This is a genomic window from Alcaligenes sp. SMD-FA (assembly GCF_025960365.1).
In the GTDB taxonomy this organism is placed as follows: Bacteria; Pseudomonadota; Gammaproteobacteria; order Burkholderiales; family Burkholderiaceae_B; genus Alcaligenes; species Alcaligenes aquatilis.
In genome coordinates this window covers 2663439-2678913 of sequence record NZ_CP110108.1, presented here as the reverse complement: position 1 = coordinate 2678913, position 15475 = coordinate 2663439, and the positions used below count along the sequence as shown (strand labels likewise).

General features: G+C 56.5%; 16 protein-coding genes. 6 read left to right on the top strand and 10 right to left on the bottom strand.

Translation table 11 applies throughout. The features are described from left to right. Positions 1-3: 3 nt before the first annotated feature. From OKX01_RS12385 to radC, 7 genes are all read right to left on the bottom strand, one after another. The gene (locus OKX01_RS12385) at positions 4-1764 is read right to left on the bottom strand and encodes an ArnT family glycosyltransferase (protein ID WP_121739228.1); all 1761 of its coding nucleotides are present in this window, start codon (positions 1762-1764) and stop codon (positions 4-6) included. Between the two features lie 302 nt (positions 1765-2066). Beyond that, the gene (locus tag OKX01_RS12380; RefSeq protein ID WP_009456467.1) at positions 2067-2333 is read right to left on the bottom strand and encodes a type B 50S ribosomal protein L31; all 267 of its coding nucleotides are present in this window, start codon (positions 2331-2333) and stop codon (positions 2067-2069) included. Positions 2334-2690: 357 nt separating this feature from the next. After that, positions 2691-4016, bottom strand: a complete 1326-nt coding sequence (locus tag OKX01_RS12375) for an MFS transporter (protein WP_108727733.1) — start codon at positions 4014-4016, stop codon at positions 2691-2693. Positions 4017-4045: 29 nt separating this feature from the next. Beyond that, the gene (locus OKX01_RS12370) at positions 4046-4723 is read right to left on the bottom strand and encodes an aspartate/glutamate racemase family protein (RefSeq protein WP_108727732.1); all 678 of its coding nucleotides are present in this window, start codon (positions 4721-4723) and stop codon (positions 4046-4048) included. A gap of 38 nt (positions 4724-4761) precedes the next feature. Continuing rightward, positions 4762-6180, bottom strand: coding sequence for an MFS transporter (locus OKX01_RS12365; protein ID WP_264671804.1), 1419 nt, complete (start codon positions 6178-6180; stop codon positions 4762-4764). 302 nt (positions 6181-6482) lie between these two features. Then, complete coding sequence (locus OKX01_RS12360; RefSeq protein ID WP_264671803.1) at positions 6483-7325, bottom strand: MurR/RpiR family transcriptional regulator; 843 nt, start codon at positions 7323-7325, stop codon at positions 6483-6485. A gap of 93 nt (positions 7326-7418) precedes the next feature. Then, the gene (radC, locus tag OKX01_RS12355; RefSeq protein WP_230017730.1) at positions 7419-8090 is read right to left on the bottom strand and encodes a RadC family protein; all 672 of its coding nucleotides are present in this window, start codon (positions 8088-8090) and stop codon (positions 7419-7421) included. A gap of 49 nt (positions 8091-8139) precedes the next feature. Here radC and OKX01_RS12350 point away from each other — a divergent pair, with 49 nt between their 5' ends. The 6 genes from OKX01_RS12350 to OKX01_RS12325 all read left to right on the top strand — a co-directional run bounded on the left by OKX01_RS12350 (position 8140) and on the right by OKX01_RS12325 (position 13410). Continuing rightward, positions 8140-8616, top strand: coding sequence for an FKBP-type peptidyl-prolyl cis-trans isomerase (locus tag OKX01_RS12350; protein ID WP_223254057.1), 477 nt, complete (start codon positions 8140-8142; stop codon positions 8614-8616). Then, entirely contained in the window at positions 8616-9587 is a 972-nt protein-coding gene (gene ispH / locus OKX01_RS12345) for a 4-hydroxy-3-methylbut-2-enyl diphosphate reductase (protein WP_108727729.1), read from the top strand. Before OKX01_RS12350 ends, ispH begins: the two co-directional genes overlap by 1 nt. 34 nt (positions 9588-9621) lie before the next feature. Continuing rightward, positions 9622-10269 (top strand): maleylacetoacetate isomerase, encoded by a 648-nt coding sequence (gene maiA / locus OKX01_RS12340; protein ID WP_094197256.1) that lies wholly within the window; start codon positions 9622-9624, stop codon positions 10267-10269. Positions 10270-10355: 86 nt separating this feature from the next. Further along, positions 10356-11261 (top strand): NAD(P)-dependent oxidoreductase, encoded by a 906-nt coding sequence (locus OKX01_RS12335; protein WP_264671802.1) that lies wholly within the window; start codon positions 10356-10358, stop codon positions 11259-11261. Between the two features lie 78 nt (positions 11262-11339). Beyond that, a complete protein-coding gene (locus tag OKX01_RS12330) occupies positions 11340-12794 on the top strand; it encodes a YdgA family protein (RefSeq protein ID WP_094197254.1) in 1455 nt (484 codons plus the stop codon). A gap of 238 nt (positions 12795-13032) precedes the next feature. Further along, entirely contained in the window at positions 13033-13410 is a 378-nt protein-coding gene (locus tag OKX01_RS12325; protein WP_094197253.1) for a translation initiation factor, read from the top strand. 7 nt (positions 13411-13417) lie between these two features. Here OKX01_RS12325 and OKX01_RS12320 read toward each other — a convergent pair whose 3' ends face one another. The 3 genes from OKX01_RS12320 to dsbG all read right to left on the bottom strand — a co-directional run bounded on the left by OKX01_RS12320 (position 13418) and on the right by dsbG (position 15422). Further along, positions 13418-14191: a MipA/OmpV family protein gene (locus tag OKX01_RS12320; RefSeq protein WP_108727726.1), complete on the bottom strand. Its 774-nt coding sequence runs from the start codon at positions 14189-14191 to the stop codon at positions 13418-13420. Positions 14192-14324: 133 nt separating this feature from the next. Next, positions 14325-14627, bottom strand: coding sequence for a hypothetical protein (locus OKX01_RS12315; RefSeq protein WP_264671801.1), 303 nt, complete (start codon positions 14625-14627; stop codon positions 14325-14327). 21 nt (positions 14628-14648) lie between these two features. Then, the gene (gene dsbG / locus OKX01_RS12310) at positions 14649-15422 is read right to left on the bottom strand and encodes a thiol:disulfide interchange protein DsbG (RefSeq protein WP_264671800.1); all 774 of its coding nucleotides are present in this window, start codon (positions 15420-15422) and stop codon (positions 14649-14651) included. Between the last annotated feature and the right edge of the window lie 53 nt (positions 15423-15475).

The window sequence follows — 15475 nt, the reverse complement described above, 5'->3', positions numbered from 1 at the left end:
AACTTACTGAGCTTGCACTCGCAGCAGACGGAAAGCCTCGTGGCGATCTGGCCCGCGTTTACCTTGCCAGAGCTGGACCGCATTATCGGGAATGGGGGCCTTGCCATCTTTCAGGTCGCGCAGGGAAAACTGTTCCAGTACCAAGGAGCAGCGGTTATCAAAATTGATATTGATGTTGTTGAATACCAGGAAGGAGGCTCGTTGCCCCGAACCCAGCCCCCAGGAGCGCAGGCATTCACCGGGTTGCTTGTGCGCCTGCAGGGCGGCAGACAGTTCGCCGGATACATCGCGGTAGCTACGTACGTAGTCCAGTGAGGGCATCCATAAAGTCACCAGCAAGAGCCAGGTGGTAATGAGGCCACCTGCAGACAAGACTGTGCCACGCAACAGCCCTGGCGGGTTGGAGGACAAGCGCCAGCGCACCAGTGCGATCCAGGCGACGGTGCCGAGCACGGCAATAATCATGACCGGCCAGGAGATAAAGGTGTCATAGCCTTGTGTCTGGCGGGCAATATTTTGCGAAATCTGCCGTGGCCATCCGGTTTGCTGAGCAAACCAGCCCAGCCAGACGGTTGCCGCTGTCAGCGAGAAACACATGATGGCAAACCAGTCCAGCGTGTTGATGACGCCACGACGCAGGGTGGGCAGCGAGAAAGCAGCCAGGATGGCGCAAGGCACGACCAGCAAGGCGTATTCGGGCTCGAAGGCATCGCGCATGAATAATAGGCTGATGAGCGGAACCAGAAAACTGATGGCAGGTACGTAAATATGCGGGGCTTTGAGCCAGCTGCGCCATTGCCACAGCGCCAGCAATGCCAACGGCCAGATAGGCCAGAGGAACCAGAGCAAGTCGCGCAGATTATTCAACTGCTCCTTGAATCCGGCCCAGCCCCAGGCTGCCAGATGCCACAGACGCCACTGTTCAGTCCAGTACACGCTGACACGCTTGGCCGGGATCCACCAGGCCATGATGATGGCCAGGGTCAGCACGGCACTCAGGGCCAGCCATTGGCTGTGCTGGCGCAAGGGGCCGCGTGGAATAAAGCACAGCGCAGTGGCCAGCATAATGGGGCCAGCGCCCAGCCAGCCACGGGTCAGAAAGCAGGCACCCAAAGACAGGCCCAGCATGATTGCACCTGAGGCTGGGCGGTCGAACATGCGTACCAGGCTGTACAAGGCCAGGGCTTGGAAAGCAATGATGGCCGGCACTTCCGACGTTTCATGCATGCGCCAGATGATGCCCACTGTGGCCACTGTCAGCAGCAAAGTGGCGTCGGCAATCATGCGCCCATAGGCGGTGGGCGAGGGCTCCCCCCCAAAGGGCAGGCGTAACGGTTGGGCTTCGGGACGACGGGCCAGCCAGTAGGCACTGTGCCAGACCGAGGCTGCCAGCATGCCGAACCACAGTAAATTGGGCAGGCGGGACGCCACAATATTGGCGTTCAGTTCGGAGGTGAACAGCTTGAGCAGCGGCGCAAACAGCGTAATGAACAGCGCCCCCAGCCAGGTCGTCAGCGGCCCGTCCTGGGCATGCGCCAGGTCCCCTACCTGCGGCAACAGCAAAGCCTGACCGCTGGGATCAGACAAGGCGGTCAGCATGGTTGCAAGCCCGATGACATCGTCTGCCTTCCAGGGGTCACGGAAAAACAGACCCGCAAGAATGTAAATTGTCCCCACAACAAGCAGGACCAGTCGGGGAAGTTTGACGGCAGCGGTAGCAGTCAGGCGGGCAGGGGTGGAGGTGGGTATGAGGCTAGATGACACGTCTAGGGTAAAACAGTCTGTTGATTCGCCCTATCTTAATGCAAAGGGGGCGCCTTGGCCGGGAAATGTACGCTAAAAAAGGACCCCCACGCTGCGCCTTCGGCTTGCGCTCCACCTCGCGGCTTGCATGCCGCTCGGATTCGCCAGGCACACAACAGTCCGCAATGGACTGCTGTGTGTCCGGGCTCATCCCCGAGGGGGGCTTTTTACCGGGGGCGCCGAGCCTTGGGGCGGCCTGGCGGTAAAAAAGGCAGCCGAAGCTGCCTTTTTTGCGCTGAACGCGGTATGTCGAGAAAGAGAGCTTATTCGCCTTTCTTGACGGTACCAGCCGTACGGGCAAAACGGGCGCGGAATTTTTCAACGCGGCCAGTTTCCACGATACGGGTTTGAGCGCCCGTGTAGAAGGGGTGCGACTCGGACGTCACGTCACACTTGAACAGCGGGTAAGTCTGACCGTCTTTTTCGGTGGTTTCGCGAGTCTGGACAGTGGAACGGGTGATAAAGGAGTTGCCCGTTTGCAGATCCAGAAACACCACGTCACGGTATTCTGGGTGAATGCCTTCTTTCATGATGATTCCTGTTTTGACAAATAAGGACCGCCAGCAAGGCACGTATTTACAAAAACAAAGCTGCACAGGGCAGATTTTCAATCTTTCTTGTAACTACCGGCACTAAAAAGCTAGAGGGCTGTTTTTTTAACCGGGTTTGGGTTTTACATCCCGCCCGATTGAATAATGCCTAAAGACTTTTTGCCACGTATCCGATGAAGCCTGAGATTTTAGCATCGAGCCGCCGCTTTTCAAAGAAAACTCCGTCAAAGCGCGGCACAAGTGCAACAGGGTCTCGCTCGCTGGCGGGTGGACAGGCCCCGAAAACGGCCAGTTTGCCAGCCTTTTCGCGGTCCTGATCCTTGCTTTTCAAGGAGTTCAGGTGGTTTGCCTGCGCTTGCGGAAAGACAGAATCCAGATACCGACGGCCAGTTCCAGCGCCGCAATAATCCACAAACCACTTTGGAAGTTACCGCTGGAATCTTTCAGCGCACCCAACATGAAGGGGGCGCCGAAGCCGGCCAGATTAGCTACGGAGTTGATGAAGGCCACACCGATAGCGGCTGCCGAGCCAGCCAGTACGGCATTAGGCAATTGCCAATACACCGGAATGCAGCCCATGGTGCCGGATACGGCCACAATCAGGCTGATAAAAGCCATCGTCGTATTGTTGCCCAGGAACAGACCCACACCAGCCAGACCGATCGCGCCGATGATGACGGGAATGCCCGTGTGCAGTCGGGCTTCGCGGCGACGGTCGGCACTAAAGCCCAGCGTCAACTGGAAAATAGCTCCAAAAACATAGACCAGGCCTACCAGTAAACCAACTTGTAGCGGATCGGTCGGGCCTAGCGAGCGTACCAGGGTGGGGGCAAAAAAGGCCAACGTGGAGTTCGCGGCCACGATGCCAAAGAACATCAGGGTCAGGGTCCACAGATCGGCATTGCCCAAGGCTTTCTTGAAGCTGTGCTCGCGCGGGCCTGCGGCCTTGGCGTCCAGCACTAACTCCTGTTTGATCAGGTCTTTCTCTCGCAGGCTTAACCAACTGGCTTTTTCCGGGCTGTCCACAATGAACATCACTGCCAGAATGCCTGCGAAAATCGTCGGCAGGCCTTCTAGCAGGAATAACCATTGCCAACCGGACCAATCATTGACGCCATCCAGACGCGTCATGATGAAACCGGCCAGTGGTGCGCCCACAACCGAAGCCACCGCCGAGGCGGAAATAAAGACCGCAAACGCTTTGGCGCGACGATGGGCCGGGAACCAGAAGGTCAGGAACAGCAATACACCGGGCTGGAAACCCGCCTCAAAAGCGCCCAGCAAAAAGCGCATCACATAAAAGTAGGCGGCCGTTTTGGTAAACATCATCAGCACGCAGATCAGGCCCCAGCCAAAAGCGATACGGGCCAGGGTCTTGCGCGCGCCAATACGCAGCAGCAACCAGTTGCTGGGCACTTCAAAAAAGAAGTAGCCCAAAAAGAAAATGCCGGCGCCTATGCCGTAAACGGTTTCGGAGAACCCCAGTTCGGGCTGCATTTGCAGCTTGGCAAAACCAATGTTGAGCCTGTCTATCCAGGCCAGCATCCAAAGCAAAAAGATGAAGGGCAAAATGCGCCACATCACTTTTTTGTAAATCTGATCCAGTTCCTGTTTGCTGGCGGATGGGGCCTGGGCTCCGTCCGCAAGGGTGCTGCTCGTCATGAGGGTGTCTCCTTGTGTGGTACAGCGTGTTATGGCTGATCTGGGGGCAGGCGCTCGGCCATAAGCTCGCAGGCAGCAATGATGGGGTTGATCACCGGCACAGCCAGCCTGCTTTGCAGCGCTTGGGCGCTTTGAGCCAGCGGGCCGCCGCCGATGATGACGGCGCGAGCACCGTCCTGTTCGATACATGCCACGACACTGTCGGCCAGCTCCTGATCCTGACGTTCAGGGGCCTGGGCCAGATCCAGCGGGGCGGTAGGGGTCAGGCGCAGGCCGGAGAACTGGTTGCTCCAGCCATAGCGCTGTACTTGGTCCAGAATGGATTGCTCCAGGCCGGGCGTCGTGGTGGCAATGCCAAAAGGGGTGCCTGCTCGGGTGGCCTGCAGCATGGAAGCCTGGCCTATGCCGATGACTGGCACCTTTACGTGCTCAGTCAGGGCCTGCAGGCCGGGATCACCAAAAGCACCGATGATGATGCCGTCCGAGCCTTGCGCCTGGGCCAGTATCAGCGGGTGCCTGGCGATGGCGGCGGCTTGCTCCAGTTCCTCCATTTCGGTCAACATGCCCGGTCCCTCGGGGGCGGTCAGCCCCCGGACCAGGATGTCGCTGCGCTGCAGGCTCTGAAAGCAAGCCTGGGCAAGCGCAACCATCATGTCGGTGGTGGGGCGGGAAGTATTGGGGTTGATGAGCAGTACGGTATGAGACATAAATACAGGAGCCGCTGTAATGCGGCTTATCAAGTGAATCAGGTATCCAGGGGGCAGCCAAAGGTTTCGGGCGCCAACTGCAGGACGGCGGCAAAGGTGACATACATGCCCGCCATTAAGGTGAACATGCCGGCGACACCGTAGCCTTCCAGCACCCAGCCGCTAAGCGTGGGGATAAATGCGCCCGCCAAGGTGCCCAGCGCCAGAATGAAGGCGGTACCAAAGGCGCGGACGCGGGTGGGATACAGCTCGGGAGAGAAAATCCAGATCGTGGTGTTCAGCAACAGTACGCAGAACTGGAAGGCCGCACCGAACAGCAACACCAGGTAGATATTGAAGCTTAGAAAGCCAAAGGCCAGACCACTGGCGCAGGCCAGTAAAGCTCCGTAGGTGAAGACGCGTTTGCGAGGCACGCGGGAGCCCAGGTAAGAGGCGGTCAAGGCACCCAGCAAGCTGCCCGACTGCATCAGGATGGTGAAGGTATAGCTTTTCACCAGGGAGTAGCCTTGCTCTACCAGCAGAGTCGGCATCAGGGTCAGAACCGTCAGTTGCGCGCCGTAGGTCATGCACACGGCAATACCGGTGACCAGCGTGCGCATGGCCAGCGGGCCTTCGAAAATCTCGCTCAAGCGTACGCGCTCTGCTTTTTGCGCTTGTGGGCCGCTGTGCAGATAAGGGTAGGGGTTGGCAACGTGTCGGCCCAGCTTGCCCGAGGCCAGAATATTCAAAACCTGATTGGCCTCGTCGATACGGCCTTGCGACACCAGAAAGCGAGGTGTTTCAGGAATATAACGACGGTAGAACAGCACCATGAAGGCGGGCATGACCAGCAGGCCAAACACCCAGCGCCAGCTCTCGGGGCCGGGAAAGAGGGTAAAGACCAGCAAGCCGAAGGCCGGAGCCAGCATATTGCCCAGACCGCCACCCGCGACGTTGATCGTACCGACGGCGGTGCCGCGAAAGCGCGAGGAGCAGAACTCGGCCAGCATAGTGACGGCAATCGAGATCTCGCCACCCAGACCAAAGCCCACAATCATGCGACCCAGGCCCAGTACCCAGTAGCTGGGGGCCAGGGCGCAGATCAGCGCGCCCAGCGTGAACAGGGCCAGATTGATGGTCAGCATGACGCGGCGACCATAGTGGTCGGCGATATAACCAGATAGCAAGCGCCCCAGGGCCGCAGCGGCAAAGGTCAAGGTGTTCAGAAACCCGACATCACGAGGCGTCAGCCCCCAGTGTTGCTGTAGAAGCGGGCCTACAAGGCCCACGGCATTTTGCTCGAGCACGTCAAACAGCACGCCCAGCAAAATCAGGGCCAGCACTTTGCGGTGTGAGTTGGTGACGCCTATGGTTTCCAGCGAGTTTTCCAGTTGCTGCTGAACCGTGTGATTGTTGGCCGTAGAACTGGCCTGTGCCTGCTCGGTGTCGGCCGGCAAGGTTTGCTGCTTGCTAGACATGGTTTCTCCTCGTTTCAGGACATGCTTGGCACGTCCGCCCATAACATTATTTTTTCAGCCATTATTAATATGAAAAAATATTTTCAAAACTAGGGTTAACGAGAAAGATTTTGCAGTTTTTTTATTCTGTTCTTTAATTCATTGATAAAAAAGGGGTTTTAATAAAAAAAGGATCATCGCATTTTGCATATGATCCTTATTCGATTCTTGGGATAGCCTCTGGCAGCCTGACTTGTGCTGGACTGACTTACCTTCTTGGCTGCATGAGCAGTGGATGGGTTTGTGATGCCAGTTTCAGCGGTCTACAGCTCCAGAAAACTGTCGTGGAAAGCTTCCACCATGCCCAAATGGCGACGCCCGACCGGGCCGGCCTGATCCATTATCTGACTCAGAATCAAATGGCATAAGCCGATCACCGCCACGTGGTTGTCCAGCACACCGGGCGACTGGACATCGCATCGCAACGTCCAGCGACTGGCACTTTTCTGGGCGCTGAGTTGATCGGTGATATGCAGCACATTCGGGTTCAGCTGAGCTATTTGCCTAATCAGCTGATCCATATTGCGCACCCGGCGACGCAGGGCAAAGATCACCACCACATCGTCGGCGTGTATGCCGGCCAGATGCTCCCCCATGGTTTCGCCAGGGCCGGGAATCAGATGGGCTTCAGGGACGATTTGCAGCAACTGCCAGCGAAAGTAATTGGCCAGAGCATGGCTGGATCGAAACCCCAGTACCCACACTTTGCGTGCGCCCAGAATGGCCTGGGCAATCTCTAGCAGTAGTGAGTCGGGAATGCGTCGGTAGGTGGAGGCCAGATTGTTCTGGCTCTGTTGCAGGTGTGTGGCCAGCGAGCGTTCGGCTTCTGTCTCGGTCGCGGCCAGCAGCAGGGGGGAGCCCGCTTTCTTTTCGGAGCGCACTTGCTTGCGAGCCGCTTCGTAATTGCTATAACCCAGGCGCCGAATAAAGCGGGTAACCGTGGCGTTAGATACATTGGCCAGAGATGCCAGCTCAGACGCGCTGTAGCCGGCCAGATCGCCTGGGAAATCCAGGGCAAATTCTGCCAGACGTCGCTCTGATGGGGATAGATCGTGAAGAATGTCACGTACGCGTCCAACAAAGGACTTCACGGCGGGATCAGACATGGCGCTCCGTACTCTTGTAGTGTGTTCAGGATTTTACGGGGAAGCTCATGGAACTGTATCAAAAATCCGGCAGTTTCCGCCGGACCCGGTCGGCTACAGATCCCCGCGTTCGGCCATGGAGACAGTCTGGCTGGGCGTGACAATAATATGGTCCAACAAACGTATATCTACCAATGCCAGTGCCTGACGTATGTGCCGGGTCAGCCTGATGTCGGACGAGCTGGGATAGGCAGCGCCAGAAGGGTGATTGTGCGCCAGAATAATGGCGCAGCTATGGTGGCGCAGGGCAGCGCGCAAGATCTCCCGTGGGTAGACCGAGGCCTGATTGACGGTGCCCCGGCTGATTTCCTCGGCGCAGATCAGGCGCAGTTGATTGTCCAGAAACAGGGCCAGGCAGTGCTCCACGGGCAAATGTCCAATATGGGCCAGGCAATAGTCGCGTACCTTGTCCGCCTGATTCAGTACTGGCAATCCGGTCAGGGATTCCAGGGCACAGCGGCGTTGCAGTTCCCGGATAACCAACAGTTCCGCGCATTTGGCTGGCCCGATTCCGTCCAGCTGACGCAGGGCAGACGCATCGGCCGATAATAATCCTTTGAGTCCGTTAAAATGTTCCAGCAACATCTGACCGAGCTCGACAGCATTGCGCCCGCGTGTACCGGTGCGCAGGACAATACCCAGCAGTTCCGGGGTGCTCAGGCATGCAGGGCCGTGCGACAGCATGCGCTCGCGGGGCCCTTGGCGGCGTAAAGTGGATGTGGCCATAAGAAACGTTAAAATGCGGTAATTGAATGATTTTCTATAGTGAGCGATCGTGAGTAACTCTGCTAGTTCCGAGCTTGGAATTGTCCGTCAGGATTCCTACCTGACTTTGCACTATCGTATAGAGCTGGCCAGTGGCCCGGCGGCAGGCTCTGTGTTCGCGGATACCTTTACGGGTCGTCCGGCGACCTTGCAACTGGGCAATGGTCAGTGGGCCCCCGGTATGGAAGAAAAATTGCTGGGTCACCGTGAGGACGAGCGCTTTCAGCTCGACATCACCCCCGAGGATGCCTACGGTGCCCGTAACCCGGACCTCTTGCAGCGCATCACTCGTGAAATGCTGGCCAGCAATGCCGCCGAAGGGGTGGAGTTCGTACCCGGTGACATGGTGGAGTTTGCCGCCCCGAATGGCAGCCGCTATTCGGGCGTGCTCAAGGAAATCGACGACAAGACGGCCTTGTTCGATTTCAACCATCCTTTGGCCGGTGTGGCCTTGCGTCTGGATGTTCATATTTTGGGGATTCTGTAATGAGTCAAGTTACTCCCGTTCAGAACGCTGAGGTTGTTCTGGCCCAGCCCCGTGGATTCTGTGCTGGGGTCGACCGCGCGATTGATATTGTCGAACGCGCCTTGGAATTGCACGGCGCACCAATCTATGTGCGTCATGAAATCGTCCATAACCGTTACGTGGTCGAAGACCTGCGCAACAAAGGGGCGATCTTTATTAAAGAGCTGGACGAAGCTCCCTCGGGCGCGATCGTGATTTTCTCGGCCCACGGCGTCTCGCGTCAGGTGCGTGACGATGCCGAAAAACGTGGCCTGAAAGTCTTTGACGCCACCTGCCCGCTGGTGACCAAAGTGCATATCGAGGTCTCTCGCATGCGCGCCGAAGGCCGGGAAATCATCATGATTGGTCACGTCGGTCACCCTGAAGTTGAGGGCACCTTGGGGCAGGCCGATGGCGGCATGTACCTGGTGGAAACGCCCGAGGACGTCGCCAATCTGAAAGTGGCTGATCCCGACAAGTTGGCCTTTGTGACGCAAACCACCTTGTCCGTGGACGATGCGGCGGTTGTGGCCCAGGCCTTGCGTGAACGCTTCCCCAATATCGTGGAACCCAAGAAAAGCGATATCTGTTACGCCACCCAGAACCGTCAGGATGCGGTCAAGATCATGGCCCCTCAGTGCGACCTGGTTCTGGTGGTGGGCAGTACCAATAGCTCGAACTCGAATCGTTTGCGCGAAGTGGCTGAACGCAAAGGCGCTGAAGCCTATCTGTTGGATAAACCGGAAATGATTGATCCGGCCTGGCTGGTGGGTAAAAAGCGCGTGGGTGTGACGGCCGGCGCATCGGCACCGGAGGTTCTGGTCAATCAGGTGATTCAGCGCTTGCAGGAACTAGGCGTGGGTCGTGTACGAGCCCTGGATGGGGTGGAGGAAAACATTGCCTTCCCGCTGCCCCGAGAGCTGTCGCGCAAGATTGAAAACCTGAACAAATAAAAAAACGAATTTTGCAGGGTGGACAGGAGACAAGATGATTCTATATAGCTACTTTCGCAGTTCCGCCGCTTACCGGGTGCGGATTGGTCTGAACCTCAAGGGACTGGATTACCAGATCAAGCCTGTGCATCTGCTTAAAGATGGCGGTCAGCAGCATCAGCCAGATTATGTGCAAATCAACCCTGTCCAGTTGTTGCCTGCCTTGGACGATGATGGTTTGATCATCACGCAATCCCTGGCTATTTTGGAATATTTGGACGAGCGCTATCCTGAACTGCCGTTCTTGCCTAAAACCTCAGCAGAGCGGGCCTGGGCGCGGTCCATGGCTCAAACCGTGGCCTGTGATATTCATCCATTGAATAATCTGCGTGTGCTGCAGTACTTGAAGAACGAGTTGCATGCCCAAGAAGATGCGCGCAATCAGTGGTATCGCCATTGGGTCAGCGTAGGACTGGAGGGTCTGGAGGCCTTGGTGCAACGCCATGGCAAAAAAGGTCACGCCTTCATCTTTGGTGATATGCCCGGTATGGCTGAAATTTGCCTGATTCCCCAGATGTTCAATGCGCGTCGCTTTGAGATTGACCTGACTGCTTTTCCTCGCCTGTTGGCGGTGGAAGAAAAATGTCTGGAACTATCCGCGTTTCAAGAAGCCGCTCCTGACCGTCAGCCTGATGCGGCCTGACGCCAAGCGTGAAGGCCGCCCGAAGCTGGGCTGGCCGGAATCCACCCGCCTGATAGGCGGGTTTTTCTTGCCTCATTGCCGTTGATGTGGCGGCCTGGGGGCGTAAAGGACAAAACATGAAGATTGGTTTTTGTGGATTGGGTCGTATGGGTCAACCGATGGTGCGCCGCCTGTTGGGGGCGGGTTATCAGGTCAGTATCTGGAATCGCTCCAAAGACAAGGCACTTGCACTATTGGAAGCAGGAGCAAGCTGGTGTGATACTCCAGCGCAAATGGCCCAGCAGTGTGAAGCCGTATTCCTGTGCGTGTTCGATGCCCAAGCAGTGCACGATACCGTCCTGGGTGAGCAGGGCCTGGCCACTGTGCAGGGAACCTTGCAGATTGTGGTAGACCACTCCTCGATTTCACCTCGGGCGACGCGCGAGATGGCTGCCCAATTGCAGCAGCGTTGCGGGGCTGACTGGCTGGATGCCCCTGTATCGGGTGGTGTCGGTGGGGCTGAACAAGGCACCTTGGCCATCATGGTGGGTGGACAAGCGGCACAGCTAGAGCGCGTGCGCCCCGCACTGGCGGCGTATTCGCAGCGCATCACCTTGATGGGGGCGGTCGGGGCTGGCCAAGTAACAAAATTATGCAATCAGACCATTGTGGCCACCACCTTGACCGCCATCGCCGAGGCCTTGAGCCTGGCCAATGATAATGGTGTGGATGCTTCTAAAATCAGTGAGGCTCTGGGGGGTGGTTGGGCCGATTCGGTGCTGCTGCAATTGTTCGTGCCGCGCATGACGCAGCGCGACAATCAAGTAAAAGCGTCGGTCGACACCATGTTGAAGGACTTGAACACGGTGGCAGAGTTGGCCAGTGCCAGTCATACCAGTATGCCCGTGGCCCATGCAGCCCAGCAAAGTTACCGTGTGGCTCATCGTTTGGGACTGGGCGAACAAGATGTCGCTCGCATTACGCACGTGAATAGTTACAATTACGGGGAATAAACCATCTTCAGTCAAACTTAGTTTCGGTATTATGTCGGCTGTTTAAAGTTGGGACTGTAGATCAACAAAAGGGAAGTCATGAAAAAAAGTACAGGGCTAGTCACACTGGTTGTCGTGTTAGCGGCTGCATACGGCGGTTCGACTTGGTATACCGGTAAGAAAACTGAAGCGCTGGTCAGTGAGAAAGTGGCCCAGTTCAATACCCTGGCTGCCGAGCAGATGCAGCAAATGGGCTTGAGCGAGTCAGTCGTCATGAATGTGCTGGATTACCAGCGTGGCGTATTTTCCTCTACCGCTCGTTACACCATCACTATCAAGCCTTCTGATGCTGAAGATGCGCCTCTGGAGCTGACTTTTGATGACAAGATCAGCCATGGTCCGCTTCCTATGTCGGCAATGGCTCTGGGTAACTTCACTCCTGTTGCCGCCTTGTCGCGCAGCACCCTGGTCAAGACCAAGGACACGGAAGGCTGGTACAAGCTGACTGGTGACAAGACCCCTTTGTGGGCAGACAGCCTGGTTGGTTTTGACGGTGCCGTGGACACCAACGTGCACTTTGAAGCCATCAAGCACCAAGGCAATGAAATCAGTGTGGATTTCAGTGGTGGCCAGTTGCGCACCAAAGCCGGTGGCAAGAGCAAAGATATTGTTGTGACTGGCAGCTTCCCCAAGCTGTTCGTCGATGACATCAGCGAAGATCCATTGAAGCTGGAAGCCTCCAACTTTGTGGTGGATTTCAAGCAAGATGGCGACATCAATGTAAACGGCACCCAGGTTGGCAAGCTAAGCGTGGATAACGTGAAGATGCAAACCGCCGAGACCGATGGCATCACTTTCAAGCAAATCGCTGTCAACTCGGACGCTGTCACCAAAGACTCCATCAGCGATACCAAGGTCATCTACACGGTCAGTGATCTGGTGTTTGAGGACAAGGTCAATCTGGGTTCGATTGAGTTGTCCATGAACTTTGATCGCGTCTATGCACCTGCTATTTCTGCGCTCTCCAAGCTGATTTCCGACTCCAATTTGCAAAACGATATGGATTCGGTGGATGGCCCAACTGCTCAGAAGATAATGGAACTGGTTCTGCAAGCGCTGGAGCAAAAACCTGTGCTGCGTATTGAGCCGCTGCGTTGGTACACTGCCGCTGGCGAGTCCAAAGCCACTTTGCGCGTGGACTTCCAAAAGCCTGATGCAACGCTGCAACAGTTGAAAGAAAGCCCAGAGCTGTGGGTTGAAGCGATTCCTGCTGCTCAGTTGGATGTCTCGATCTCCAAGCCCATGCTGCGTGGTCTGGCTACCGATATGGACAAGGCCGAAGGCCTGACGCCTGAGGAAGGTAACGCTGCCATGCTGGACATGATGCTGGATGCTGCTGTGGCGCCTTACGCCAAGTCCAATATGATCAAGAATGACGAAAACGATATCTCTACCGTTATCAAGTACGATGGTCAGGATCGCGTGTTCGATATCAACGGCCAGCGCTTTACCTCCGAGCAATTGCTGGGTCTGGTCCTGATGGGCATGATGTAATTTATCTGGGCTTTGTCCAGCGTAAAGCCCACCGAATTTCGGTGGGCTTTTTTTTACCGCCGGGCCGCCCCAAGGTTGGGCGCCCCTGGTCAGAAATCTCCCTTGGGGATGAGCCGGGACACACAGCAGTCCATTGCGGAGTGTTGTGTGCCAGGCGAATCCGAGCGGCATACAGGCCGCGAAGTGGAGCGCAAGCCGAAGGCTTGTCTTGATTCAGTAATTGGAAGGAAGCCAGCTCATGGCCAGTTTATCGGACCAGCTATCCAGGCTGGTATACAGCACAGAACAAGGACGCGTGTGTCCGGATTGCGGACAGCCTCAGAACCAGTGTCGTTGCGAAGAAAACAAGCGCGAACAAGCCTTGTCTCAGGTTCAGGGGCCAGTGCGCTTGAGTCTGGAAACCAAGGGACGCAAAGGAAAGGGAGTGACCGTGGTAACAGGTCTGGTGATGCCTGAAGAGCAGCTCAAGGCGTTGGTCAAAGAACTGAAGAGTGCGTGTGGGGCGGGTGGGACGTTAAAAGAGGGAACGCTGGAGATTCAGGGTGATCATCGAGCCGTTGTGCAGGCACGCCTGGAACACAACGGCTTGACGGTCAAGCGGGTTGGCAGACCCTGATAGGGAATTAGAAGCTGTAGCCCAAGCCTACGCCACCAAAGACACTGCTTTTCTTTTCGACTAACGGACTGTCCTTGGCTTCTTCACCCAAAGTGTTCACACCGAGCAGACCTTGCAGGGACCAGCTTTCGCTGATCTTGTGGGTGTACTGGCCGTACAAGGCATAAGAGCGCAAACCAGCGTCAGGGCGGTACGTGCGCAGTTGGCCATTGCTGCCAGCAGCTTCATGCGATTTCACGCCAAAGTAGGTGCGCATGGCTTTTTCGTTGGACCATTTCAATTCCGCACCCAGCGAGAAGCTGCTGTCCTGATCGTTCCAGAGACGGTAACTCAGATCTAGAACGGCAGTGGCGCCGTAGCCGCTTTTCAGTGCCTGGTAGTAACTGCCTTCGATCTTGGCATTGCCTAGTCGGTAAGCAGTAAATACACCCAGATTGCCGTGACGATCAATATCGTCCGTACCGTACAGGCGGTCGGCATCACCGGATTTACGTGCGCGGGCCAGGGCGGCGTAGGTGCCGATAGTCCAGTTGTCTGTCAGATTGGTTTGCAGGCCGATGGCAGGCATGCCTGCTTTTGGGGCCAGGAAAAAGTGGCCGTTACGGTGCGACAGCAGAGGGTAGAAACGGCCACTGTAACTGTCGGCCCCTTCGTATTTTGGGGCGAAACCCACACCGACACCCACCGTGGTTTGCTGCGCCAGTGCCTGACTGGTTCCTAAAGCACATAAAGCAGCCAGTAGCAGGAAGGGGCGCAGAGCAGAACGGGCGAGGGTGGGCATAACAGATTTCCTTGTGATACGGGGTAAAAACAGGCCCGCTTGTCGCGAGCCTAGCTATCGTATCAAGGTTTGAACAGGCTTAGGTAAAATAATGACCGGCCTGTATGGTCTGTTGTCCCAGGCCTACATCTGCTCAGGCCCGAATGTAAATCCAGTTGTCTGCCTGCAGTTTCACCAGCGCGGTGATAGCCCCGTGCTCCAGCGTCTGGAAGCGTTCTGGTGCATTGAGGCCCTGATTGCGCAGTGTATTGGGACACAGGTAGGTGTAGGTGTCGCAATCGTGTTCAGCGCCTTCTACGCAGGCTTTAACGGCCTGGGCATTGGCGATGATACGAATCTGAGCATCCGCGATGTCCTTGAGCAAGTTGCGCGCATTGCTGCGGGCACGCTCCAGGGCATCGACAGTAGGAGCATGCAAAAGAACACGAGTACTCATGAATAAACGTCCTGCTTGATATTAGCGTGGGCCAAAAACGCGTTCGGCAATGTCGGGCGAAGCGCCGGTCTGCATTTGAATGCGGCCCTGCTCATCTTGCCAGACCATGGCGGGGGTGGCACGCAAGTCCCAGCCCATCATCAGATCTTCATTGCGGGTCAGGTCGGCCTCGATGTCGCTGGGTATGCTGTCTAGTCCTTTCACACCGGCGCTGCGGTCTTTCAGCATGGCCAGGGAGTGCTCGTTCAAGGCCTTGGTTGGGTCTTTGGCGGCCAGGATGGCGGCCGATTTCAGACTGCTGCTGGGAGCCAGTATGCCCACCATGATGTGACGCAGTTGCACCTTGCCGGACTCAACCCAGGGGCGGGCCATTTGCCAGAACTGCATGCAGTAAGGGCAGTTGGGGTCGGTAAAGACGTAGACCACGCGTGAGGCCTTATCGTCGCCATCTTTGATCCAGCGGGACTTTTCCAGCTTGCCCAGCATGTCTTTGGCGATAGCCGGTTGCACCAGCTCGTCCAGGCCTGCAGGACGTACCTCTTCGCCTTTGGCATCGATCATGGTGCCGACCATGATATGCTGCCCATCGGGCAAGTTGTAGATAGCCAGAGCCCGATTTCCGCTATAGGCACCCCAGGCTTTCAGGCCACCGGGGGCATCAAACTCGCCCACAATAGACAGCCCTTGTTCTTCCAGGGCTTTCAGTGCAGCGGGACGGTCGGCGGCTTGCGCGGCCGTGCTTGCACATAGCAAACCGGCCAGGGCAAAACGAATCGAAAAAGAAGAAAGCGACATGGTAGTTATTCCTGCAAAACAGTCGGTGAGTGTATATACCAAGAAAATATATA

Coding starts and splice junctions, on each gene's coding strand:
- OKX01_RS12380 (WP_009456467.1), bottom strand. CDS start 2,333: ATGAAAGAAGGCATTCACCCAGAATACCGTGACGTGGTGTTTCTGGAT.
- OKX01_RS12375 (WP_108727733.1), bottom strand. CDS start 4,016: ATGACGAGCAGCACCCTTGCGGACGGAGCCCAGGCCCCATCCGCCAGC.
- OKX01_RS12370 (WP_108727732.1), bottom strand. CDS start 4,723: ATGTCTCATACCGTACTGCTCATCAACCCCAATACTTCCCGCCCCACC.
- OKX01_RS12365 (WP_264671804.1), bottom strand. CDS start 6,180: ATGTCTAGCAAGCAGCAAACCTTGCCGGCCGACACCGAGCAGGCACAG.
- OKX01_RS12360 (WP_264671803.1), bottom strand. CDS start 7,325: ATGTCTGATCCCGCCGTGAAGTCCTTTGTTGGACGCGTACGTGACATT.
- radC (WP_230017730.1), bottom strand. CDS start 8,090: ATGGCCACATCCACTTTACGCCGCCAAGGGCCCCGCGAGCGCATGCTG.
- ispH (WP_108727729.1), top strand. CDS start 8,616: ATGAGTCAAGTTACTCCCGTTCAGAACGCTGAGGTTGTTCTGGCCCAG.
- maiA (WP_094197256.1), top strand. CDS start 9,622: ATGATTCTATATAGCTACTTTCGCAGTTCCGCCGCTTACCGGGTGCGG.
- OKX01_RS12330 (WP_094197254.1), top strand. CDS start 11,340: ATGAAAAAAAGTACAGGGCTAGTCACACTGGTTGTCGTGTTAGCGGCT.
- OKX01_RS12325 (WP_094197253.1), top strand. CDS start 13,033: ATGGCCAGTTTATCGGACCAGCTATCCAGGCTGGTATACAGCACAGAA.
- OKX01_RS12320 (WP_108727726.1), bottom strand. CDS start 14,191: ATGCCCACCCTCGCCCGTTCTGCTCTGCGCCCCTTCCTGCTACTGGCT.
- OKX01_RS12315 (WP_264671801.1), bottom strand. CDS start 14,627: ATGAGTACTCGTGTTCTTTTGCATGCTCCTACTGTCGATGCCCTGGAG.
- dsbG (WP_264671800.1), bottom strand. CDS start 15,422: ATGTCGCTTTCTTCTTTTTCGATTCGTTTTGCCCTGGCCGGTTTGCTA.